At 29.0% G+C, this 22,541-nt stretch carries 22 protein-coding genes and 1 riboswitch; of the genes, 9 read left to right on the top strand and 13 right to left on the bottom strand.

Annotated features, from left to right (window positions below; all coding sequences use genetic code 11):
* Positions 1–3: 3 nt before the first annotated feature.
* Positions 4–1,215 (bottom strand): aspartate kinase, encoded by a 1,212-nt coding sequence (locus AC5SML_RS00590; protein WP_494617247.1) that lies wholly within the window; start codon positions 1,213–1,215, stop codon positions 4–6.
* 65 nt (positions 1,216–1,280) lie between these two features.
* Here AC5SML_RS00590 and ubiG point away from each other — a divergent pair, with 65 nt between their 5' ends.
* Positions 1,281–2,003, top strand: coding sequence for a bifunctional 2-polyprenyl-6-hydroxyphenol methylase/3-demethylubiquinol 3-O-methyltransferase UbiG (ubiG, locus tag AC5SML_RS00585; RefSeq protein WP_494617246.1), 723 nt, complete (start codon positions 1,281–1,283; stop codon positions 2,001–2,003).
* Here ubiG and AC5SML_RS00580 read toward each other — a convergent pair.
* Positions 2,000–2,431, bottom strand: a complete 432-nt coding sequence (locus AC5SML_RS00580) for a DUF1178 family protein (RefSeq protein WP_494617244.1) — start codon at positions 2,429–2,431, stop codon at positions 2,000–2,002. The genes ubiG and AC5SML_RS00580 overlap by 4 nt on opposite strands.
* A 41-nt stretch (positions 2,432–2,472) precedes the next feature.
* Positions 2,473–3,774: a bifunctional glutamate N-acetyltransferase/amino-acid acetyltransferase ArgJ gene (gene argJ / locus AC5SML_RS00575; RefSeq protein WP_494617242.1), complete on the bottom strand. Its 1,302-nt coding sequence runs from the start codon at positions 3,772–3,774 to the stop codon at positions 2,473–2,475.
* A gap of 65 nt (positions 3,775–3,839) precedes the next feature.
* On the opposite strand from argJ, the gene secA reads away from it, so the two are divergent.
* Complete coding sequence (gene secA, locus AC5SML_RS00570) at positions 3,840–6,404, top strand: preprotein translocase subunit SecA (RefSeq protein WP_494617240.1); 2,565 nt, start codon at positions 3,840–3,842, stop codon at positions 6,402–6,404.
* Here secA and AC5SML_RS00565 read toward each other — a convergent pair.
* Entirely contained in the window at positions 6,399–7,505 is a 1,107-nt protein-coding gene (locus AC5SML_RS00565) for an acetyl-CoA carboxylase carboxyltransferase subunit alpha (protein WP_006997392.1), read from the bottom strand. The two genes, secA and AC5SML_RS00565, sit on opposite strands and share 6 nt — an antisense overlap.
* A gap of 91 nt (positions 7,506–7,596) precedes the next feature.
* Positions 7,597–7,684, top strand: a riboswitch (glycine riboswitch).
* A gap of 70 nt (positions 7,685–7,754) precedes the next feature.
* On the opposite strand from AC5SML_RS00565, the gene AC5SML_RS00560 reads away from it, so the two are divergent.
* Positions 7,755–9,950 carry a malate synthase G gene (locus tag AC5SML_RS00560; RefSeq protein WP_494591993.1) on the top strand — a complete coding sequence of 732 codons (2,196 nt, stop codon included), beginning with the start codon at positions 7,755–7,757 and terminating at the stop codon, positions 9,948–9,950.
* On the opposite strand, the gene recR is transcribed toward AC5SML_RS00560, so the two are convergent.
* The 5 genes from recR to kdsB form a co-directional block, all read right to left on the bottom strand.
* Positions 9,937–10,548 (bottom strand): recombination mediator RecR, encoded by a 612-nt coding sequence (gene recR / locus AC5SML_RS00555; protein ID WP_006997394.1) that lies wholly within the window; start codon positions 10,546–10,548, stop codon positions 9,937–9,939. The genes AC5SML_RS00560 and recR overlap by 14 nt on opposite strands.
* Before the next feature lie 4 nt (positions 10,549–10,552).
* Positions 10,553–10,870 (bottom strand): YbaB/EbfC family nucleoid-associated protein, encoded by a 318-nt coding sequence (locus tag AC5SML_RS00550; RefSeq protein ID WP_006997395.1) that lies wholly within the window; start codon positions 10,868–10,870, stop codon positions 10,553–10,555.
* 3 nt (positions 10,871–10,873) lie between these two features.
* A complete protein-coding gene (dnaX, locus tag AC5SML_RS00545; protein ID WP_494617238.1) occupies positions 10,874–12,547 on the bottom strand; it encodes a DNA polymerase III subunit gamma/tau in 1,674 nt (557 codons plus the stop codon).
* A gap of 144 nt (positions 12,548–12,691) precedes the next feature.
* A complete protein-coding gene (locus AC5SML_RS00540) occupies positions 12,692–13,522 on the bottom strand; it encodes a prephenate dehydratase (RefSeq protein ID WP_494617237.1) in 831 nt (276 codons plus the stop codon).
* Position 13,523: 1 nt separating this feature from the next.
* Complete coding sequence (gene kdsB, locus AC5SML_RS00535) at positions 13,524–14,264, bottom strand: 3-deoxy-manno-octulosonate cytidylyltransferase (RefSeq protein WP_011281759.1); 741 nt, start codon at positions 14,262–14,264, stop codon at positions 13,524–13,526.
* A gap of 103 nt (positions 14,265–14,367) precedes the next feature.
* Between kdsB and AC5SML_RS00530 the strand changes: the two genes are divergently transcribed.
* Positions 14,368–14,907 carry a c-type cytochrome gene (locus AC5SML_RS00530; RefSeq protein WP_011281758.1) on the top strand — a complete coding sequence of 180 codons (540 nt, stop codon included), beginning with the start codon at positions 14,368–14,370 and terminating at the stop codon, positions 14,905–14,907.
* On the opposite strand, the gene argF is transcribed toward AC5SML_RS00530, so the two are convergent.
* Genes argF through AC5SML_RS00515 form a run of 3 tightly spaced genes read right to left on the bottom strand, consistent with a single transcriptional unit; the run spans position 14,899 to position 17,813 of the window.
* Entirely contained in the window at positions 14,899–15,828 is a 930-nt protein-coding gene (argF, locus tag AC5SML_RS00525; protein ID WP_494617236.1) for an ornithine carbamoyltransferase, read from the bottom strand. The two genes, AC5SML_RS00530 and argF, sit on opposite strands and share 9 nt — an antisense overlap.
* Before the next feature lie 2 nt (positions 15,829–15,830).
* Positions 15,831–16,997, bottom strand: a complete 1,167-nt coding sequence (locus AC5SML_RS00520) for an aspartate aminotransferase family protein (RefSeq protein WP_011281756.1) — start codon at positions 16,995–16,997, stop codon at positions 15,831–15,833.
* A gap of 3 nt (positions 16,998–17,000) precedes the next feature.
* The gene (locus tag AC5SML_RS00515) at positions 17,001–17,813 is read right to left on the bottom strand and encodes an ABC transporter permease (RefSeq protein WP_027306772.1); all 813 of its coding nucleotides are present in this window, start codon (positions 17,811–17,813) and stop codon (positions 17,001–17,003) included.
* A 123-nt stretch (positions 17,814–17,936) separates the two neighbouring features.
* Between AC5SML_RS00515 and AC5SML_RS00510 the strand changes: the two genes are divergently transcribed.
* The gene (locus AC5SML_RS00510) at positions 17,937–18,437 is read left to right on the top strand and encodes a GcrA family cell cycle regulator (protein ID WP_006997403.1); all 501 of its coding nucleotides are present in this window, start codon (positions 17,937–17,939) and stop codon (positions 18,435–18,437) included.
* A gap of 171 nt (positions 18,438–18,608) precedes the next feature.
* On the opposite strand, the gene AC5SML_RS00505 is transcribed toward AC5SML_RS00510, so the two are convergent.
* On the bottom strand, positions 18,609–19,577 hold the full coding sequence (locus AC5SML_RS00505; RefSeq protein WP_494617234.1) for a complex I NDUFA9 subunit family protein: 969 nt from the start codon (positions 19,575–19,577) through the stop codon (positions 18,609–18,611).
* Between the two features lie 16 nt (positions 19,578–19,593).
* On the opposite strand from AC5SML_RS00505, the gene AC5SML_RS00500 reads away from it, so the two are divergent.
* The 4 genes from AC5SML_RS00500 to AC5SML_RS00485 are packed head-to-tail and all read left to right on the top strand — an operon-like array spanning position 19,594 to position 22,540.
* Entirely contained in the window at positions 19,594–20,205 is a 612-nt protein-coding gene (locus tag AC5SML_RS00500; protein WP_011281753.1) for a ribonuclease D, read from the top strand.
* A complete protein-coding gene (locus AC5SML_RS00495; RefSeq protein WP_494617233.1) occupies positions 20,206–21,177 on the top strand; it encodes a KpsF/GutQ family sugar-phosphate isomerase in 972 nt (323 codons plus the stop codon).
* A complete protein-coding gene (gene lptC / locus AC5SML_RS00490; RefSeq protein WP_494617232.1) occupies positions 21,178–21,762 on the top strand; it encodes an LPS export ABC transporter periplasmic protein LptC in 585 nt (194 codons plus the stop codon).
* A gap of 1 nt (position 21,763) precedes the next feature.
* Complete coding sequence (locus tag AC5SML_RS00485) at positions 21,764–22,540, top strand: ATP-binding cassette domain-containing protein (RefSeq protein ID WP_011281750.1); 777 nt, start codon at positions 21,764–21,766, stop codon at positions 22,538–22,540.
* The last annotated feature ends 1 nt before the right edge of the window (position 22,541 follow it).

Raw genomic sequence — 22,541 nt, 5'->3', positions numbered from 1 at the left:
AAGTTAATCTAACTTAAATTCTTTGTGAAGCACTGCTACTGCTTTTTTTATCTGTTTATTTGAAATTAAAACTGAAATTTTAATTTCAGAAGTTGAAATAACCATTATGTTAATCTTTTTTGAAGCCAAAGCTTGGAACATTCTATAGGTAATTCCTGGTGTTGTAATCATACCCACACCAATAATAGATACTTTTGAAACATTATTGTCATACGTAAGTTTTCTAAATGAAATTCTTTTATTTTGTTTAATTATTTTTTCTGTTTTTTTTACATCCTCAGATTTAATTGTAAAAGTTAAGTCTGTTTCTTTTCCATTTAAAGAAATATTTTGAACTACCATATCAACATTAATTTGATTAAGTGATAATGGTTTAAAAACAGCAGCTGCTACTCCTGGTCTGTCCTTAACACCTACAATCGTAACTTTAGAATCATTTTTTGTAGAAGTAATTCCAGTTATTATTTGATTACTGAAGGTTTTTTTTGTACCAGTTATTAATGTGCCTTTCTTTTTTTGAAATGAAGATTTAACTGAAAAATTAATATTATTTAGTTTTGCATCTTGCACAGATGTAGGTTGCATAACCTTTGCGCCTAATGATGCCATCTCTAACATTTCATCGTAGGAAATTTTATGAATTTTCTTGGCTTTAGAATGATTTCTTGGATCTGTAGTATAAACACCATCTACATCAGTGTAGATATCACACGCATCAGTATTAAAAAATTTTGCAAGCATTATTGCTGATGCATCAGTTCCACCTCTGCCCAGTGTTGTAAGTCTATTTTCTGAGTTAATGCCTTGAAAACCAGTTATGATAGGTATTCCACCTGATTTCATGAAACTAAGTATTTTTCCTTTATTGATTTTGCTAATTCTTGAAGAGCTATAAGGTCCTTCTGTAATAATTGGTAGCTGCCAAGACATCCATGATCTAGCTTTAAAACCAAGGTGTTTTAATCTACCAGCAATTAATGCACAAGTTGCTTGCTCTCCTGTTGCTAACAAAACATCATATTCTGCTGCATCAAAGGTATTACTTAATTCTTTTGTTTTTTTTATTAATTCATTGGTTGTGCCACTCATTGCAGATGAAACCACAATGACACCCATTTTCTTCTTTTTGTAAGAGGAAATAATTTTTGCTACGCTCTTTATTCTATCTATACTTCCAACGGAGGTTCCACCGAACTTTAATACAACAGTTTTCATTGATAATTTTGTAATTTATATTTGATAAAATACATCTTAATTGTTATGTCCACAAGTTATCTATTATGAATTCAATAAATAAAAAAGAAATTGACAAATTTTCCAAAATTGCTGAAGAATGGTGGGATCCTAATGGTAAATTCAAACCATTGCATAATTTTAATCCAATAAGAATTAGATATATAAAAGAAAATATTATCAAAGATTTTAAAATTAGATCATCTGATAAGCCGTTAAAAAATATTAAATTACTTGATATTGGTTGTGGTGGAGGGTTATTATCTGAACCAATGTGCAGACTAGGAGCAAGTGTTGTTGGCATTGATGCATCAAAGAAAAATATTGAAGTTGCAAAATTTCATGCAAAAAAAAATAAACTTAAGATTGACTATAAAGTTGCATCTCCAGAGATGTTAAAAGATAAAAAAAAATTTGATGTAATTTTGAACATGGAAATAGTTGAACATGTTAATGATATAGACTTTTTTATTAAAGAAAGTTCAAAATTATTGAAAAAAAATGGAATAATGTTTATCGCAACCCTTAACAAAACATTAAAATCTTATGTATTTGCAATAGTGGGTGCTGAATATATTTTAAAATGGCTTCCAATTGGAACACATGATTGGGAAAAATTTGTTAAACCAAGTGAGCTAATAGATATAAGTAAAAAAAACAATCTATCTCTTAAAAAATTAGATGGAATGAATTTTAATATATTAGATAATAGCTGGAAAGTAACAAATGATACTTCTGTTAATTATATTACAAAATTTATAAAAAATTAGTTCGTAGTATCTTTTATCCAAGGCAGTATTTCTGCTTTTATACCCTCTTCCTTTAATTCGTTAAGATCTTTTTTTGTTGCGGTACCATAAATACCTTTAGCTTTTTTTTTGTCTTTATAATGTAGAGACCTTGCCTCATAAGCAAAATTTTCTCCCACATATTCAAAATTTTTTTTTATAAATTCTTGATATTTATAAATTGTTTTTTTTATTTCTTTATATTTTTCACTGGATGAATCAATCTCTGTTAAAATATTTTTTGAAGTACTCACATTAGGAGACATCAAGCCCTTTCCAACATTTAAAGAATTACAAAAATGACAATTTAAGAATTTTTTCTTTTTAAGTTTTTCATATTCCTTAGACGATGAAAACCAACTATCAAAAGTAGTTTCACAATCTTTACATATGAGCTTGTATTTGATCATGGTTTATAGTTAATAATTAATAAAGTTAATTCAATATCAAATTAGCTTCTATAATCAGCATTAATCTCAATATATTTTTTTGTTAAATCCATTGTGTAAGCAGTAAAACTTTTTGATCCCATATTTAAATTTACTGAAATATCTATTGATTGACTTTTCATATAGTTAGCCACTTCATTTTCTTTGTAATATTTAAAAATTTGTCCTTTTTCTATAATCTTAATACCACCAAAGTTTATTGCTAATTTTTTTAAATCTATTTTCACTCCAGATTTTCCTATGGCCATTATTATTCTACCCCAATTTGGATCTTCTCCTGCGATGGCTGTTTTAACAAGATTTGAATTCGCAATAGAAAAAGCTATTACTCTTGCTTCTTTCTCACTTTTTGATTTAGCTATATTGATTGTAATAAATTTAGTAGCTCCTTCACCATCCTTAACCACTCTTTTTGACAAATTTAATAATACTGAATGCAGTGCTTTATCAAAACTAAATATCTTTTTATCATTAATATTATTAATGATTGGGTTTTTTACTTTTCCTGTTGAAAAAATAGAAACCATATCATTTGTACTAGTATCGCCATCACAACTGATTGCATTAAAGGTTGTATTAATATTTTTCTTTAATAGTTTTTTTAAAACATCGTTTGAAAGATCTGCATCAGTGAAAACGTAACCTAATGTGGTCGCCATGTTTGGAAAAATCATTCCTGATCCTTTGGCAATTCCATAGATCTTAACTTTTTTATTTCCTATTTTGCATTCCTCCATGGTAATTTTTGGCTGTAGGTCTGTTGTCATTATGCCTAATGCAGCTTTCATCCAGGTAAATTTATTTTGTGTATATTTAATTTTTTTGATTAATTCTGGAATATTCTTTTTAATTTTTTCAGTTGGATATTTTTCTCCAATTGTTCCTGTGCATCCAAAAAGAACTTGATTTGATGATATCTTCTTTGGAAAATCTTCATCTTCAGTTTGTTTTTTTGTTAATTGTAATGCTGCTTCTTCTGCTATTTCTTTTAAACCTTGGTAACCATCTGATCCTGTAAATGCATTAGCATTTCTAGTATTAATAATCAGAGAGCTTATTTTTTTACTTTTAATATTTAAATTCCACTTAATGTTCTCTGAAACTATTTTTGATTGTGTATAAACAGACGCATAGTTTGCCCCGTCTCTAAAATAAAACATAACCAAATCATCCCTAGGTTTGCTGTATAAATTTGCACAAACTGTGGATATTGAAACTCCATCTAGATGTTCTAAATCTTGAAAGTCACTATTTTTTGACTTTAAATTTAGTGAGTTTATAAAGTTTTTAACGTTTATTGGCATGTGTTTAAAATATTTATTTAATACTTATATTAAAAGTTATAATTAATTATATACCAGAAAATTAAATGCTTAATCCCTTAAATTTTATCACAAAGTTTATTAAATCTAGCAATCAAAAAGAGCTCGATAGAATAAACAAAATAGTTGTAAAAGTTAACTCCTTGGAAGCATCTGTTAAAAACCTTAGTGACGAAGACTTTCCTAAAAAAACTACAGAATTGAAAGATAGACTTAAAAATGGTGAAAATTTAAACACTCTATTGCCTGAAGCTTTTGCACTTGTGAGAGAGGCTTCTAAGAGAACAAGAAATGAGAGGCATCATGATGTTCAAATACTTGGAGGTGTTGTGCTTCACGAGGGCAAAATTGCAGAAATGAGAACTGGTGAAGGTAAAACTTTAACAATAAGTCTTGCAGCTTATTTAAATGCTCTGACAGAAAAAGGAGTGCATATAGTTACTGTAAATGACTATCTTGCAAAAAGAGACTCTCAAGAAATGGGGGAGATATATAAATTTTTAGGATTAACCTTTGGTTTTATAAATAATGACCAAGATGATTTTGAAAGAAAAAAAAATTATAATTTTGATATTACATATGCAACTAATAGTGAATTAGGGTTTGATTATCTTAGAGATAATATGAAATTTTCAAAAGAACAAATGGTTCAAAGAGGACATGTTTATACTATTGTTGATGAAATAGATTCTTGTTTAATTGATGAGGCTAGAACGCCACTTGTAATATCGGGAGCTGCTGAAGACAAAACAGAACAATATCTTGCAATTGACAAACTTATAAAAAGATTATTACCAGAACATTATGAGATTGATGAAAAAGATAAAAATATATTGCTTACGAATGAGGGAATAAATAATGTGGAAAAAATATTCTCTGATGCTGGAATTCTAAAAAATAATAACTTTTATGACCCTGAAAACTTAAGTTTAGTTCATCATGTAAATCAATCTTTAAGAGCTCATCATCTATTTGAAAAAGGAAGAGACTATATTGTTAAAGATGAAACATTAAAAATTATTGACGAACTTACTGGTAGAATATTAGAGGGAAGAAGATTTGGAGATGGCCTACACCAAGCACTTGAAGCCAAAGAAAGAATAGATGTTCAAGCTGAAAATCAAACTCTAGCATCGATAACTTATCAAAATTACTTCAAACTTTATAATAAAATTTCAGGATGTACTGGAACTGCAGCAACTGAATCTCAGGAGTTTTATGAAATATATAATTTAATTGTGGTTATCATTCCTACAAATAAAGAAATGATTAGAAAAGATTGGAATGATCAAATTTTTAGAACTGAAGAAGAAAAAAATAAAGCCATCATTGAAAAAGTTCTAGAGTGTCACAAGCAAGGTCAGCCTATATTGGTTTTCACTTCTAGCATTAATAAATCAGAAATTTATTCAAAATTACTTAATGATGAAAAAATTAAACATGTAGTTTTAAATGCAAAAAATCATGAAAATGAAGCTGAAATCATTGCAAATGCTGGAAAAATGAATTCAGTTATAATCACAACAAGTATCTCGGGTAGAGGTGTTGATATCCAGTTAGGTGGAAAAAAAGGAAGTCAACCTGATGATGAACTTTTAGAAAATAAAAATAAAATAAAATCACTCGGTGGACTATTTGTTATTGGTACAGAAAGAATGGAATCTAGAAGAGTTGATAACCAAGCCAGAGGAAGAGCTGGTAGACAGGGCGATGAAGGAAGTTCAATTTTTTATGTTAGTTTAGAAGATGACTTAATGAGAATTTTTGGTTCAGAATCTATGAATAATATTCTTCAAAAATTAGGCTTAAAAGATGGAGAAAGTATTGATCACCCCTGGATTAATAAAGCACTTGAAAGGGCACAACAAAAAGTTGAGGCTAGAAATTTTGATATAAGAAAAAATTTATTAAAATTTGATGACGTGTTAAATGATCAAAGACATGTAATATTTTCACAAAGAAACGGTGTGATGAATAGTGAAAAAGTTTTTGATTATTCAGATGAATTCTTATCTGAAATTATTAGTCATCTAATCAGCTTAAAAACACAGAAACTATCAACAACTAAAAATAATGAATTTAATAATCAGTTAAAAACTTTACTAGGAAAAAGTGTTGATGATAATGAATTTAAAAATGTTACTGAATTAAAAGATGAAGAGTTCAAAAATAAAATTAATTCTAAATTTTTAGAAGCAAGAAATGAAAGAATTAAAATGTTGGATGAAGAAAAAGCAAAAGAAGTTGAAAAAAGAATTTTTCTTCAGTGTATAGATTTAAACTGGAAGTCACATATTCAATATCTTGAACAACTAAGACAAGTTATTGGCCTAAGATCTTATGGTCAAAGAGATCCATTAGTTGAGTATAAAAAAGAAGCCTTTTTTCTTTTCGAAAACTTATTGAATAAATTGAAAATGGATTTTGTTACAATTTTAATAAATTTAAAAATAGTTCAAGAACCTAGTGAAAGTATTTCAAGACCATTAAAAAAAGAAACATCTAACGATCCAAAATGTTTACTAATAAAAAGAAAAAATGAAAAAATTTCAAGAAATGAGAAATGTGAAGCTACAGGTAAAAAGTTTAAAAACTGTTGTGGGGCCTTATAAAGAAAATATAAAATAGCCCAATAAAACTATTACTCCAAATAAAACTGCTAAATTTAACTTTGATTTAAAGAAGTTTTTAATAAATAAATTAACCTTACTCTCTTTCATGCTGAGTGTACTTAGATCGTCTAGTTGATTTACGAAACCTTTAGATCTTCCAATAGTTAAAAATTTATTTTTTCTATGATTAAAAATTTCTTCTCCACTCATGTTAAAAAATTCATTCAAATTTTTTTCAATCGATTTTCTTACGTTATCTAATATTAGGTCTCTATCTCTGTGGGCACCACCAATTGGCTCTGGAATAATTTCATCAATTACTTTTAGTTCTAAAAGGTCTTTTGAAGACAATTTCATAGCTTTTGCTGCTTCTAAAGTTCTTTTAGGGTCTCTCCATAAAATGGTGGCACAGCCCTCTGGAGATATTACTGAGTAAATTGCATTTTCTAACATGATTACCTTGTTAGATGAAGCAAGTGCTATTGCCCCTCCTGATCCACCTTCTCCAATAACAATTGCAAGAGTTGGGACGTTTAAAGACATGCAGCACTCAATTGATTTTGCAATTGCCTCTGCTTGACCTCTTTCTTCTGCTCCTACACCAGGGTAGGCTCCGGGTGTGTCTATAAAAGAAATTATCGGAATGTTAAATTTATTTGCTAATTTCATTAATCTAATTGTTTTTCTGTAACCTTCAGGTCTCATCATTCCAAAATTTCTTTCAATTCTACTTTCAAGGCTGTCCCCTTTTTCTTGACCAATAACTAAGACAGATTTTTCATCAAATTTTGCAAATCCTGCTAATACGGATTTGTCTTCTCCATAATATCTATCACCTGACAATGGGATAAAATCCTCAAATAAATTATCGATAAAAAATTTTGCTTTAGGTCTGTCTTCATGTCTTGCAACTAGAGTCGTTTGCCAGGGGTCTAAGTTAGAGTAAATCTCTTGTAGCTTATTATCTATCTCTTTTTGAGACTCAGATATTTTTTTGGTATCTACTTCCGAAAGACCATCTTGATTATAAGGGTCTTTAAGTTTGTCTATTTCTATCTCTAAATTTTTAATATCTGTTTCAAAATTTAAATAATTTTTCATATGATTGTTTAATTATTAATTAATTGAGAAAAAAGGCAATAAAATGTTTTAAATAATTTATATTTGACATAATTCTATTAAAGGGTACTCTTAATTGATATCGGGAGAGACTATTAGATAATAGCGCCGAAGGAGCAACCACCCCGGAAACTCTCAGGCAAATGGACCGATAACAAACATAACACTCTGGAAAGAGATTTATCTCGCCGATGGAGCAAAACTCTCAGGCAAAAATACAGATGGGGTAAAATGGGTGCTATGAAAGAACAATATACAAAAATACACAATCTATCAGTTTCTAATAAATTGCTTAACTTCGTTAATGAAGAATTGCTTAAAGATACAAATATTTCTTCTGAAAAATTCTGGGAAGGCTTCGACCAAGTAGTTCATGAGCTAGCCCCAAAAAATAAAGAGCTATTAAAAATAAGAGAAGATTTACAAAAAAAAATAGACGATTGGCATATTGCTAATAAAGGTAATGAAATTAATCTTGAAGAGTATAAAAAATTTTTAAAAGAAATTGATTATTTAAAAGAAGTAGGCCCTGATTTTAAGATCAAAACAAATAATGTTGATGAAGAAATAACTAGTATTGCTGGACCTCAATTAGTAGTTCCAATCATGAATGAAAGGTATGCACTGAATGCAGCTAATGCTAGATGGATGAGTTTATATGACAGTTTATATGGTACAGATGTAATCGATCAATCTGAGGATAGTGCCACTCAAAGATACGATCCTTTAAGAGGAGAAATGGTTATAAAATATGGAAGAGACTTTTTAGAAAAATATTTTCCTCTAGAAAATTTTGAATGGCATAATATTACAGGCTTTAAAATTGATAATGGCTCTTTAACAGTATTAAAAGATAGTAATAAATCATCTTTAAAAAATAAAGATAAATATATTGGTCATAGAGGAGAGGCCAATGATCCATCAGCAATAATTTTAAAAAATAATAATCTTCATATAGAAATAATTATAGACCCAAATGCTTTTAGCGCTCAACAAGATCCTGCTAAAATTAGTGATATTATTGTTGAAGCTGCAGTTTCAACTATTTGTGATAATGAAGATAGTGTTGCTGCAGTAGATGCTGATGACAAAGTTATTTGTTATCGTAATTGGCTTGGACTTATGAAAGGTGATTTGAAATCAACTTTTGAAAAAAATGGAAAGACTTATGAGCGTAAATTAAATCCCGACAGAAGTTATGTTTCTAAAGATGGAAAAGGATTAAAGCTACATGGAAGAAGTTTATTATTGGTAAGGAATGTTGGACACCTTATGACTAACTCAGCAATCACTTTAAAAGATGGTTCTGAAATACCAGAAGGTATTATGGATGCCTTTATAACTTCAGCAGCTTGCCTTCATGATATTAAAAAAAAAGGTAATTCTAGAACTGGTTCCATTTATATTGTTAAACCAAAAATGCATGGCCCTGATGAAACCTCATTTACTGATTTAATTTTTACTAAAGTTGAAGAAGTTTTAGGATTGGAAAAATACACTTGTAAAATTGGAATTATGGATGAAGAGAGAAGAACCTCATCAAATTTAAAAGAGTGTATTAGAACACTGCAAAATAGAGTATTTTTTATTAATACTGGTTTTTTAGATCGTACTGGTGATGAAATGCATACTTCAATGGAAGCTGGTCCTATGATTAAAAAAGGAGACATGAAATCTTCTAAATGGATTGGGGCATATGAAAATAACAATGTAGACATAGGTCTTCAATGTGGTCTTTCTGGTAAGGCTCAAATTGGCAAAGGAATGTGGGCTATGCCGGACAAAATGAAAGAGATGATGGAACAAAAAACTGGGCATCTAAATGCTGGTGCAAATTGTGCTTGGGTTCCCTCACCTACAGCGGCAGCTCTTCATGCTCTTCATTATCATGAAATAAATATTTTTGAGAAACAGAAAGAAATTCAAAAAAGAGAATCTGCAAAACTGGATGATTTGTTAACAATTCCTGTAGCAGACAGACCAAACTGGTCAATGGAAGAAATTAACTCCGAAATTTCCAATTCTGCACAAACTCTTTTAGGGTATGTCGTCAGATGGATAGATCATGGAGTTGGCTGTTCAAAGGTACCTGATATTAATAATGTTGGTTTGATGGAGGATAGAGCCACTTTAAGAATTTCTTCTCAACATATAGCTAATTGGATACATCACGATATTTGTACAAAATCACAAGTTATGGAAGTAATGAAAAAAATGGCAAAAATTGTTGATGATCAAAATAAAAATGATGGTGCCTATACTCGCTCCGGAAGAGGAAGCTACGAAATGATGTCTGAAAATTTTGAGCAATCAATTGCTTTTAAGACAGCTTGTGATTTAATCTTTAAAGGTAAAGAGCAACCTTCGGGTTACACAGAACCGTTATTACATCTAAATCGATTAATAAAGAAATCTAGTCAGAATTAGTTTTAATTCCAGTTCTGTTTTTAAAAGCTGAATATAAAGTTCCATCATCGAGACTTTCTATTTCACCACCAACAGGAAGTCCTTGAGCAAGTTTTGTAACCTTAGTAGAAGTTTTTTTTAAACTATCCTCTATGTAATAAGCAGTAGTTTGACCTTCTACTGTTGCACTTGTTGCTAGTATAACTTCTTCAATATTTTCTCTTGAAACTCTTTCTACTAATGAATTAATCAAAAGATCCTCTTTTCTCTGGCCGGCAGAAGAAATAGTGCCACCAAGAATATGAAAGTAGCCTTTATAGATATTTGAATTTTCAATTGACCATTGATCTGCAATGTCTTCAACTACACATATTTTATTATATTTTTCTTTTGAATTTTCACAATTGTTACAGCCTAATGAATTAGATTTTAAAGTACCACAAGATTGACACCTAATAACATTTTTATAAACTTGTGCCAACGTGTTTGCCATTGGCTTTACAAGTTCATCCCTATTATTAATAAGTTTTAATACAATTCTTTTTGCAGATTTAGGACCTAAGCCAGGAAGTTTAGAAATTAATTTAATTAACTCTTCTATCTCATTAATATTTTGCATATTCTTAAAGTGGCCATTTAAAACCAGGAATACCTAATCCACTTGTAGACTTAGAAATTTCTTCAGATGTCTTAGATTTTAATTCTGATTTTGCATTATTATGGGCAGCCACTATCAAATCTTCGATTATAATTTTATTTTCCTTTAATATTTCGTCTGAAAGATCAATTTTGATCATTTCATTTTCACCATTTAAAGTAACCTTTACAGAATTTGAACCAGACGTTCCTTCTACCTGAATGTTCTTTATTTTTTCTTGGCTCTCTTTCATTTTAGCCTCTAATTCTTTTGCTTTATCTAAAATTTTTGTAAAATCAGTCATTCTTTAATCTTCTTTTCTAGGTTTAACATCAATAAGTTCTGCGTCAGGGAAACTTTTTAAAATATCTTTATAAATTGAGGAGTTCTTTACACTTTCTATCAGTTCTTTTTTTTGATTGATTTCTTCTTCTTTTTTAGATGGCTGTCCTTTAGTTTTGCTTAGACTTATAATCCATCTTTCATTGGTCCATTCAAAAAGTTTTGTTGAAAGATCTTTAATAAAATCTTTATCTAAATCTTCATTAAATGAAATTTCAATTCTTTTGTTCTCAAAACTTACAAGGTTAACATTTTTTTCTAATTCATATTTTAATTTAATCTCTTTTTTAGAAGAGCATGCTTTTAATAGATCATCAAATGAATTTATAAGACTGGTATTTATTTCAATGTTATTATTTTCTTTTTCTTTGATATCTTTTTCCTGAACAATATTTTTCATTTGCCCTATTGTTTCAGATTTATCTTTTATTCCAAAGATATCTTCGTTTGTTTTTTTTGGGGAAAAAGATGTTTGGTTTTCACTTTCAGATAATAGTTTGCTATCTTCTTTATATTTTTCACTTTCCTGTTTAATACTTTTTAAATGAATTAATCTAATTAAGAACATTTCCATTGATAAATGTTGATTAGAAACAATATCAAGCTCCTCAAGTGTTTTAATAGTAAATTGCCAAAATAATATTAGGGTCTCATTGTTAACTTTTTCTGAAAGATCTTTAATTTTATTAAACTCTTCATCATTCAATAAAAAATTATTACCATCCAAATTTAGTGAATCAATATTTTTAAAATAATATAAGAGCTCTAAGAAATCATTAATAAAAATTTTTGGTTCAACACCTTGGTTATATATTTCTCTGTAAGTGTTGAGAACTTCAGTTTCTTTACCTTCAAATATTAATTCAAATAAATCAATTAATTGAGACTTATCAAAATAACCAAATATTTTTTGTGCTGCTGCAAGATCTAATTCTTTGTCTTTATCCAAAGTAAGTAGAGCTCTATCAAGTAACGATAGCGCATCCCTAACTGAACCCTCAGAAATTTTAACAATTAATTTAAGAGCATCATCTGATGCGTTACCATTTTCTTTTTCTTTAATTTTCTTAATAAAATCAAACAACTCTAAAGATTTAATTCTAGATAAATCAAATCTTTGACAACGTGAGACTACTGTAATTGGAATTTTTTTTATTTCTGTTGTTGCAAAGATAAATTTTAAATATTCTGGCGGCTCCTCTAAGGTTTTTAATAATGCATTGAATGCTTGTTTGCTAAGCATGTGAACTTCATCAATTATAAATATTTTATATTTAGCAGTAGTTGGGCCATATCTAGAAAATTCAATAAGGTCTCTTACATCGTCCACCCCTGTTTTACTTGCTGCATCCATTTCCAATACATCAATATGATTTGAGTTAGAAATGGCATTACAATTTTCACAAAGTTCCTCTTTACACAAATTATCTATTCCATTTGAACAATTTAGAGATTTTGCAACAATCCTTGCTGTTGTCGTTTTTCCTATTCCTCTAATTCCAGTAAAAAGATAGGCATTAGGCACTTTATTAGCCTTAATAGAATTAGAAATTGTTTCCGCAACAACATCTTGCCCTATAAGATCATTAAATGTCTGAGGTCTGTACTTTAAAGCTAAAACTTTTGTATTTTTATTCATTTTATATAAAGGAGACTAGAACCTGAATAACTGTCTCTACGACTGCTTCCGTTAAGATCTGGTCGGGTTCAAGCAGTATCCACCTCTAGCCTCCAAAACTATTATAACAGTAATGTTTTCTATTCTACAAGAAAAGTTTCTAAGTTATTTTTCTCTAAACTTATCAGCCTCAAAAACACCTAGTACGTGAAAATCTTGGCAATGAAGTCCTAATTCTTCTAAAGACTTTTGTACTTTTGAATTGTCTATGTGTCCCTCTAAATCACATAAGAAAAAATATGACTCAAAGGAATTTTGCTCTGGATAGCTTTGAAGTTTTGTAAGGTTAACTCCATTGATCGCAAAGCCACCTAATGATTGATAGAGAGCTGCAGGCTTACTTTTTAACTTAAATAGAAAAGAAGTTATGTATTTTTTATCACCAAAATCAGGCTGTAAAACTTCATTACCCATTACCAAAAACCTCGTAGCATTTCCTTTTTCATTTTCAATATTTTTTGAAAGTATTTTTAGATCATAAATTTCAGCACTTAAAGTAGAGGCAATTGCAGCTTCTGTTTTAATTTTAGACTTTGAAATTGTCTCAGCTGAACCAGCAGTATCTGCACGAATATGTTCAACTAAATTATTTTTTTTAATAAATTTAGAGCATTGTGATAAAGCTTGAGCGTGAGAATAAACATCTTTGATATCACTTAAATTGCTATCTGGCTGTCCTAATAAATTATGTTCAATTTTCTGAAAATGTTCCGCATAAATATTAAGTCTATACTTAAAAATAAGATATTCGATTCCAATATTTCCTGTAATTCGATTTGATTCTGGAATTACCATTCTCGAATTTTTATCTTGAGATGTTTTTAAAAAACATTCATCAAATGTCTTACATGGAATTATTTCTGCTTTAGGATCTATTTCTAGAGCTGCTAAATGTGAATAAGCACCGAACGTTCCTTGAAAATAAATTTTGGTCATTTTAGGATTTATATTCCATAATTTTTTTTATAGCTAGATAATCTTCTTTTGTATCTACACCAATGGGAGAAAAGTTTGCCAAAGCAACGTTGATTTTCAGATCATTATCTAATGCTCTTAACTGTTCTAATCTATTTTTTTTTTCTTTAAATGTTTGGTCCAGACTAACAAATTTTTTTAATGTACTTGTTTTATACGAATAGATTCCAATATGATGATAAATATTTTGATCATTTCTTGAAAAACCATCTCTAGTAAAATTTAATGCTATTGGAAAATTATTCTTTTCTAATTTTGTTTCTGTAATAACCTTAACTATATTTTGATCAATTAACATTTTATCATTTTTAATTTCTGCTGCTAGCGTTCCAATTCCAGAATTACTATTAATCATAAAGTTATTTAAATTTATAATATCATTTTTATTGATATTTGGTTCATCCCCTTGCAGGTTTAATATAAAATCAATGTCTTTAATATTAAGCTTTTCGTAAGCCTCAAAAATTCTATCTGTGCCAGTTTTGTGAGTGTTACTCGTCAAAACAGCTCTACCACCATTTTTTTCAACATCATCGAGTATTTCTTGATCTTCGGTTGCTACTACTACCTCGCCAATATTTGTTTCTTCTGCCCTTTTAAAAACATGAGAAATTATTGATAAATTATTAATTGTTAAAAGCGGTTTACCTGGCAATCTACTTGCTGACATTCTTGATGGAATTAATATTAATGTTTTAGCCATTATAAATTTACCAATTTGTGCGTCTAACAGACGCAAAATTAAAAATTAAAAATTAAGTATTTTTTTAATTATCATGTTATATCTGCAAAATAATAAAATTTATATGGATTCGTTCGAGCTTAATAAAATTATTGCTGCTATTTTAATGGTTGCACTTCTTGTAATTGGTTTAGGAAAAGTTGCCGACGGTGTCTTTCATGTAAATAAACCAGAAAATCCAGGGTATCAAGTTGAAGTAGAAGGACAACCAGCTTCCACAGTATCTCAAGTTGCTGAAGTTGAGCAAAAAGTAGACATTGCCGCTATAATGGCTCTAGGCGATGTAACTTTAGGTGAAAAAATTTTTAAAAAATGTGCAGCATGTCACTCTATTGAAAAAGGTGGTCCAAATAAAATTGGTCCTGCTCTTTATAACGTAGTGGGCAGTAAAGTAGGTGCTGTAGAAGACTACAAATATTCTAAAACTTTAGCCTCATATGGTAAAGACTGGACTTTTGAAGAACTCAATGGTTTTTTAACAAAACCTAGCTCATATTTGAAAGGAACAAAAATGTCTTACGCTGGCTTGAGAAAAGAAGCAGATAGAGCCTCGATTATTAAGTACCTAAATCAAAATAGTGATAGCCCTAAACAGCTACCTTAATTTACCAAAACAATATAATAAAATACTTTTTTGAACATGCACTCTATTTAGAGCCTGCAGCCATACTTCAGAATTTTTTCCCAAAAAAACATCTGCTGCAACCTCTTCTCCCCTTGGAAGACAGTGTAAAAAAGTTGTATCTTTTTTAGCAAAACTCATCAATTTTGAATTGATTTGAAAGTTTCTAAAATCTTTAATTTTTTTATTTTTATTAACTTTATCGTTCAATGAAATTACTTTATCTGAAAAAATTACATCAGCATTTTTAACTGCTTTTTTAGCATCATAAAAGATGTGAATTTTTCTTTTATTTTTTTTTACCCAATCTAATACAAATTTTTTAGGCCCATAATTCTTGGGACAACCAATATTTAAGTTGAAAGAAAATTTAACTGAAGCAGCAATCAAACTATTTAGAACATTATTAGAATCTCCAATCCAACAAATATTTAATTTGGAAATAGATTTTTTTTTAATTTCTTCAACTGTGAAAATATCTGATAGCACTTGTGTTGGATGAGACGATGGACTTAGACCATTTATTACTGGTATCTTTAAGTATCTGCTAAATTCTTCTATTTTTTTATCACTGTCAGTTCTCAGCATAAAACCATCCCCATAAGTTGATAAAATTTTAGCAGTATCTGCTAGACTTTCCCCACCTTTTCCTAGGTGTAATTCATTAGCTCTAAGTGTTATAGTTCCTCCACCTAGTTGTTTTATTGCAAGGTAAAAACTTAATCGCGTTCTCGAACTTGCTTTTTCAAACATTTGAATGAGTAACTTGCCTTTTAAAGGTTTATCTTTATCAACTTCTAAAGTGTTATAATTTTTTCTTTTTTGTTTTCTGTTCTTTGCATCAATGATGATTTTTTTAAGATCTGCTGAAGGTATATCTTTAAGGTTGATGAAATGTTTCATATTTATTTATAAGTAGAACACACTTTTTCAATAATATTTATTGCTATTTTTATTTCTTCTTTTTTAACATTAAGAGGAGGTAATATTCTAATAACATTTTCAGCCGCTCTAATTGTTAATAATTTATTATCCATTAGTTTCTGTATAAATTTTGTTTGATCATTATGAAGTTGTAATCCTATTAATAAACCAACACCTCTTACTTCTTTAATTATTTTAGGAAACTTTTTTCTCAATATATTTAATTCTGAATGAAAGTATTTTGATAATTTTTTAACATTTGAAAGAAATCCTTTTTTTGATATTTGATCTAAAACTGCATTTCCAACAGACATAGCTAGTGGGTTGCCACCAAATGTTGACCCATGAGTTCCAGCTGTCATTCCTGATGCTACCTTTTTATTCATTAAAACTGCACCTAACGGAAACCCACCTCCAATTCCTTTTGCTATTGGAACAATATCGGGCTTAATTTTCGAATTTTCAAATGCAAAAAAATTTCCACTTCTTCCAATTCCACACTGGACTTCATCTAAAATTAATAAAATTTTTTTCTTATCACAAATTTTTCTTAATTCTTTTAAACACCAATTGGGTATAACTTTAATTCCTCCTTCTCCCATCACAGTTTCAACCATAATAGCAGCCGTTTTTTTTGTTATTTTTTTTTTAAAATCTTTATGATTTCCAAATTCAAAATGGTCAAATCCATCAACTTTCGGTCCAAAGCCCTCCGTCATCTTCTTTGATCCACTAGCATAAATTGTAGCTAATGTTCTTCCATGAAATGAATTTTTAACACAAAGAATTCTATTTTTTGAAGGTTGTCCTATCGAATAAAAATACCTTCTAGCAACTTTAATTGCTGCTTCTGTGGCTTCTGCTCCACTATTTTGGAAAATAATAAAATCTGCAAAAGTTTTTTTTGCCAATCTTTTAGCCAATTTTTCTCCCTCTGGAATGATAAATGCATTAGAAACATGCCAAAGTTTTTTAGATTGTTTGTTAACTGCTTTTATTAAATTTGGGTTTGCATGCCCCAAGGAATTTACTGCTATTCCCTGAACAAAGTCTAAATATTTTTTTCCATTAGTAGAATATAAAAAACTTCCCTTACCATATTTAAAAGAGATTTTTTTTCTATTATAATTTTTTGCTAAAGCGCTCATTAACTAAGATTTAATTTTATAACCTTTTTTGTAAAGAAGAAAAGCAACATACCACATGAGAACACTTAATATAATTAGATAGATTAAGCCTACTGTTATCGATCCATCTGATTTTCCTAAGAAGCCATATCTAAACCCATCGATCATATAAAAAAATGGATTAATATGACTTATCGTTTGAAAAAATTGTGGAAGTTTATCTATTGAATAAAATACTCCAGATAAAAAACTTAATGGAGTTATTATAAAATTTGTTACAGTTGCTGTATGATCAAATTTTTCAGCCCAAAGACCGGTGATAAAACCTAAGCTTCCCAAAATAAATGCTCCTAAAAAACCAAAGACAAAAATATAAAAGATATTATAAATTGTGATATCAACTATTAATGAAAAGACAGCTATTGAAATTATAGCTATTAAAAAACTTCTTGTTAAGGCAGCCAATATTATTGCCATTGATACTTCAAGGGCTGATAATGGTGCATAGAGCATATCAACAATATTTCCTTGAATTTTTCCTATCATTAGTGAAGAAACAGAGTGACTAAATGATTGTGTTAAGATGCTCATCGCAATTAAACCAGGAGCTAAAAAATTTATAAAAGAATAGCCAAGTACATCTCCTCTATTATTGCCTAAAGCTAGGGATAGAACTGATAAAAATAATAAACTTGAAACAAGTGGAGATAACAAAGTTTGCTGCCAAACTGCCATGAACCTGTTACACTCTTTAAGCCATAGACTTTTAAAGCCAATCCAATTTACAAAGCCAAACTTTTTAACTCCGATATGATATTTTTTATCCAATTCAACCATAAGTAATCATATATAAATTTTAAAAAAAGATGTGTATAAAACAGAAAAATCCGTTGTCTTTTTTTTAATCTTGTGTGATCTGTATATAGTTATAAAAATTAATTAACATACTAAATATAGAATATGAGCTGGAACGAAGAAAAAGTAGAAAAGTTAAAAGAACTTTGGGGCAAAGGAAGCACTGCAAGCCAAATAGCTGAAATAATCGGTGGTATTAGTAGAAATGCAGTAATTGGTAAAGCTCATAGATTAAATTTATCATCAAAAATTAAAACTAGAAATGCATCTTCAAGCCAAAATTTTGATAATAGTTCAGAAGAAAATTCTTCTAAGCAAAAAAGAGGCCGAAAAAGTAAGTTTCAATCCTTAATTATTGAAAAAGATTTTGAACCAGAAAATCCTAAGAAATTAGAAGAACTAGACGAGAGCTCTTGTAAATGGCCTATAGGTCATCCTGAAGAACAATCATTTTATTTTTGTGGGCGATCGTCTTTAAAAGATTTTTCATATTGCAAACTTCATTTGCTATATGCCTATCAGCCAAAAGGAAGAAAAGAAGAGCCTGTAGCTGATAAAGATGAAGAGACACCTCAGTATATTGATAAAAAAATTAATACTGCTTAATAATTATTAATTTAATTAATCTTAATTTTTTATTTCTTATTCTTCCCATTAAACCCTCTAATCAGAGATTTTATGATTAGATAAATTAGATAAGAGAAAATTGAGAATATTAAAAAATAAATAATATTAATTATCATAAATAATCATACAATTTTAGTATAGGAAATTCTATTAAGAATTAGCAGGGTTATATTTTTTTGTAGAAAATTGCCCACCTTCTCTCCACATATAGCTATATTTTTCTACTTCATTATCAAATACTCTTGTGCTTGGAACCCCAATATCAGCATTAGTTTGATATTTACCTGAAGGAACATTATCATATTTTAAAAGCGTAAGCTGATCTATTGTTAGGAGTGGTTTTGGAAATAATTGAAAAACTTTAGCAGACATAGTTGCTACAAAAAGAGGTAATGGTACTAATAATCTTTTTTTATCTATTAAATGTAATAATTTTTTTAAAATTTCTTTTAAGGATAAGATGTCAGGCCCAACACACTCTATAATTTTCGAGTAAATACTTTTAGAGACAACATGATAAATGGTATCAGTTAAATCCGAACAATGTATTGGAGCAAATTTAGTTGATCCATTATAATAAAGAGGGAAAAATGGAAGTCTACTGAGTAAAGTCATAAAAGACGAAGTAAAATTATCATCAACTGAATAAACTACAGAAGGCCTTAATATTGTTGCTAAAGGAAAATTTTTTTGAATATTAAGTTCGCCATCTAATTTACTTTTTGCATACTCTGAGTCTGGTGCATCATTTATCCCTAATGCTGACAAATGAATAAATTGCTGAACTTTATATTCCTTACAAAGTTTAGATAAAATAGATGGAAAAATAGAGTGAATATTTTTGAAAGTATTGCCCTTGCCACTTTCATATAAAATACCAATTAAATTTATACAAATATCAGTTTGAGAGAAAAGCTTTCTAATTTTTTTTTCATCAAAGATATTAGCTTCAACAATGTCTATGTAACCTGCATTAGCTTGAGTTTTTATTGCATATCCTTTTTGATGAAGGTTTCTAGTAACCACAGTTACTTTATAATTATTTTTAGTAAGCTTTCTTATTAAATGACGACCTATTTGACCACTACCGCCAAAAATTAGACAATTTTTTGCTTTCATATATATATAATTAAAAATGAATATTGATATTAAACTTCACAAGAATGATCTACCAGAAGATTTAGATTTAGGCAATATTATAGCGGTTGATGGAGAGTTTATGGGTCTCAATGTTAAGCGTGATCCTTTGTGCCTTATTCAAATATCAACTGGTAATTCTGATGCTCATATTATCCAGCTTGATAGGGAAAAATATGATGCTCCAAACTTAAATAAAGTTCTTTCTGACGCATCAATCATAAAAATATTTCATTATGGTAGGGCGGACATGGCTCACATTAAGCATTACCTGAAAACAGAAACTAATAATATTCTTGATACAAAAATAGCTTCAAAATTAGCTAGATCCTATTCTGATAGTCACTCCCTAAAAACATTAATTAAAGAATTTATGAACGTAGATGTAAGTAAACAATTTCAAAGTTCAGACTTTGGAGGAGAGCTATCTCCAGCACAATTAAAATATTGTGCTAATGATGTTATTTATTTGCATAAAATTCATGAAGAATTAAATAAAATTCTAGTAAGAGAAAAGCGAATTGATTTATATAAGAGCTGTTTAGCATTTTTAAAAACTAGAGTTGATCTTGATTTGGCTTTATTTAAAGACGATATATGGTCTCATTAAATGAAAAAAAGAAATTATAAAAAAATTGCAAAGAGTGTAATTGATCTTGAAATCAAAGCTTTAAAAAAACTAAAAAATTCAATTAATAATTCTTTTAGTGAGGCGGTAGAATCGTTGGCAAACTGTCAATCAAAAGTGATATTATGTGGGGTGGGCAAAAGTGGATTAATAGCAGCAAAAATTTCAGCAACACTTTCCTCTGTTGGCACACCTTCATTTTCACTATCTGCAAATGACTGTTCTCATGGTGATCTTGGTAGTATTTCAAAAAAAGATATTTTAATTTTGATAAGTTATTCTGGTTCCACAGAAGAGTTAAAAAATATTATTAAATATGCAAATCGAAATAAAATCACTCTAATAGGAATAATGTCTAAAAAAAATTCGATATTATACAAAGCGTCTGATATCAAAATACTCATTCCAGAAGTAACTGAGGCAGGTCTTGGTATCGTTCCAACTTCAAGCACAATTAATCAATTGAGCATAGGTGATGCGTTGGCAGTAGCAGTTTTAAATAAAAAAAATATTAATAAAAAAGATTTTAAAAAATTTCATCCCTCTGGAAATCTTGGTGCACAACTTAGAACTGTTGAAGAATTAATGATCACAGGAAACAAAATTCCATTCGTAAATGAAAGCTTGAATATGAAAAAAGCTTTACAAATTATTTCAAATAAAAAACTTGGTACTTTAATTGTTCAAAATAATAAGAAAATCACTACAGGAATAATTACTGATGGCCAAATTAGAAGAGTTAATGCAATGAGCAATAATCTCCAAGATCTATCTGTCAAAAAAGTTATGACCAAAAACCCTATAAGCATCAATCTAGACACTCTTGCTGAAAAAGCTTTATCTATAATGAATGCAAAGAAAATCACTTCATTATGTGTTCACAAAGATAAAAACAAAAAAAAGACTGTTGGTATTCTGCATATTCACAACATACTTCAGTCAAACATTCACTAAATGAACAAAAAGACAGGCCTACAAGTTGTAATGGTTCTTATTATTATCCTTATTTCATTGTGGTTTTATTTAAAATATTTCACTAAGTATTTTGAAGATGTAAAGGAAACTCAAGTTAGAGAAAAAATTGATGAAAATCAAAATAGCAACTCAACCTATATTAATGATATTAATTATGTTTCTACTGATGCTAAAGGTAATAAATATCAGATCACTGCAAAACAAGCTGAAATTAAAGTTGAAAATTCTGATGTTATGTTTTTAAGAGACGTTGTAGCTTTTATTTTTATAAAAGATTCAGACACAGTTAAAATTACTTCTAATTTTGGCAAATATAATTCAAAAAATTATGATACTATTTTTTCTCAAAATGTAATAGTTATTTACCCAAGACATAAGATATCAGGAGAATACTTGGATTTTTCCTTTTTAAGTAATCTTGGGACATTTACTGAAAATGTCGTTTATACTGGAGAAAAAACAAATTTATTTGCTGATAAAATTGAAATGAATCTTACTACCAAAGACACTAAAATTTTTATGAATGATACTGGAAAAAAAGTATTAATCGAAGGAACTAAATAAGATGGGTGTAATAAAAAAATTTAGAATTAAATCTTTTAAAAACCCTCAGCCCTTTATCTCTCTAGAAAATATATCTTTATCATTTGGCAAAAGAAAAATTTTAGACAACGTAAGCTTTAAGATTAATCATGGACAAATTTTAGGAATGTTAGGACCAAATGGAGTTGGAAAATCAACAATTTTTAATTTAATCACAGGTTTAATTAAACCTGACTTTGGTAAAATTAAATTTGAGGGGATTGATGTTGTTGATTACCCAATTTATTTGAGAACAACAAAATTTAGAATTGGGTATGTTCCTCAATATGGTGGTTATTTTAGTGATCTTACTTTGTTAGAAAATTTAAAAGCAATAGCTGAAATCGTAATCGACGATAAAAATTTAATTCATCATAAGATTGATATGCTTATAGCTAAATTTGAATTAGACGCTATCAGAGATATAAAAGCAAAGTTTCTATCTGGTGGACAAAAAAAGAAGCTAGTAATTGCTCTTGCCTTATTAAGTGACCCAAAGGTGCTTTTACTTGATGAGTGTTTTGCAGCACTAGATGTTCTGACTATTAAGATGCTACAGGAAATCATTGTTAATTTACAAACAGAAAGCAACATAACTATTTGTATTTGTGATCACCAAGCGCGAGATCTTCTTTCTTGTGTAGATGTAGCAGTCATTTTATCAAACTGTAAGATTGTAGCGCAAGGATCTCCTAATGAATTGATTAATAACACTGAGGCCAAAAATGCTTATTTTGGTGACTCTTTTAAATTTAATTAAA

The sequence above is a fragment of the Candidatus Pelagibacter sp. PS_17 genome, assembly GCF_059417945.1.
The sequence above is the reverse complement of the archived record's forward strand: the minus strand, read 5'-3'. Positions and strand labels throughout refer to the sequence as shown.

What these genes read in the sequence shown, in the direction of transcription:
- AC5SML_RS00550 (WP_006997395.1), bottom strand. Translation starts at nt 10,870, where the DNA reads ATGACTGATTTTACAAAAATTTTAGATAAAGCAAAAGAATTAGAGGCT.
- AC5SML_RS00505 (WP_494617234.1), bottom strand. Translation starts at nt 19,577, where the DNA reads ATGAAAGCAAAAAATTGTCTAATTTTTGGCGGTAGTGGTCAAATAGGT.
- kdsB (WP_011281759.1), bottom strand. Translation starts at nt 14,264, where the DNA reads ATGGCTAAAACATTAATATTAATTCCATCAAGAATGTCAGCAAGTAGA.
- AC5SML_RS00515 (WP_027306772.1), bottom strand. Translation starts at nt 17,813, where the DNA reads ATGGTTGAATTGGATAAAAAATATCATATCGGAGTTAAAAAGTTTGGC.
- AC5SML_RS00560 (WP_494591993.1), top strand. Translation starts at nt 7,755, where the DNA reads ATGGGTGCTATGAAAGAACAATATACAAAAATACACAATCTATCAGTT.
- AC5SML_RS00495 (WP_494617233.1), top strand. Translation starts at nt 20,206, where the DNA reads ATGAAAAAAAGAAATTATAAAAAAATTGCAAAGAGTGTAATTGATCTT.
- AC5SML_RS00510 (WP_006997403.1), top strand. Translation starts at nt 17,937, where the DNA reads ATGAGCTGGAACGAAGAAAAAGTAGAAAAGTTAAAAGAACTTTGGGGC.
- AC5SML_RS00530 (WP_011281758.1), top strand. Translation starts at nt 14,368, where the DNA reads ATGGATTCGTTCGAGCTTAATAAAATTATTGCTGCTATTTTAATGGTT.
- AC5SML_RS00520 (WP_011281756.1), bottom strand. Translation starts at nt 16,997, where the DNA reads ATGAGCGCTTTAGCAAAAAATTATAATAGAAAAAAAATCTCTTTTAAA.
- dnaX (WP_494617238.1), bottom strand. Translation starts at nt 12,547, where the DNA reads ATGAATAAAAATACAAAAGTTTTAGCTTTAAAGTACAGACCTCAGACA.
- lptC (WP_494617232.1), top strand. Translation starts at nt 21,178, where the DNA reads ATGAACAAAAAGACAGGCCTACAAGTTGTAATGGTTCTTATTATTATC.
- AC5SML_RS00540 (WP_494617237.1), bottom strand. Translation starts at nt 13,522, where the DNA reads ATGACCAAAATTTATTTTCAAGGAACGTTCGGTGCTTATTCACATTTA.
- AC5SML_RS00485 (WP_011281750.1), top strand. Translation starts at nt 21,764, where the DNA reads ATGGGTGTAATAAAAAAATTTAGAATTAAATCTTTTAAAAACCCTCAG.
- AC5SML_RS00590 (WP_494617247.1), bottom strand. Translation starts at nt 1,215, where the DNA reads ATGAAAACTGTTGTATTAAAGTTCGGTGGAACCTCCGTTGGAAGTATA.
- AC5SML_RS00565 (WP_006997392.1), bottom strand. Translation starts at nt 7,505, where the DNA reads ATGAAAAATTATTTAAATTTTGAAACAGATATTAAAAATTTAGAGATA.
- secA (WP_494617240.1), top strand. Translation starts at nt 3,840, where the DNA reads ATGCTTAATCCCTTAAATTTTATCACAAAGTTTATTAAATCTAGCAAT.
- recR (WP_006997394.1), bottom strand. Translation starts at nt 10,548, where the DNA reads ATGCAAAATATTAATGAGATAGAAGAGTTAATTAAATTAATTTCTAAA.
- AC5SML_RS00500 (WP_011281753.1), top strand. Translation starts at nt 19,594, where the DNA reads ATGAATATTGATATTAAACTTCACAAGAATGATCTACCAGAAGATTTA.
- argJ (WP_494617242.1), bottom strand. Translation starts at nt 3,774, where the DNA reads ATGCCAATAAACGTTAAAAACTTTATAAACTCACTAAATTTAAAGTCA.
- argF (WP_494617236.1), bottom strand. Translation starts at nt 15,828, where the DNA reads ATGAAACATTTCATCAACCTTAAAGATATACCTTCAGCAGATCTTAAA.
- AC5SML_RS00580 (WP_494617244.1), bottom strand. Translation starts at nt 2,431, where the DNA reads ATGATCAAATACAAGCTCATATGTAAAGATTGTGAAACTACTTTTGAT.
- ubiG (WP_494617246.1), top strand. Translation starts at nt 1,281, where the DNA reads ATGAATTCAATAAATAAAAAAGAAATTGACAAATTTTCCAAAATTGCT.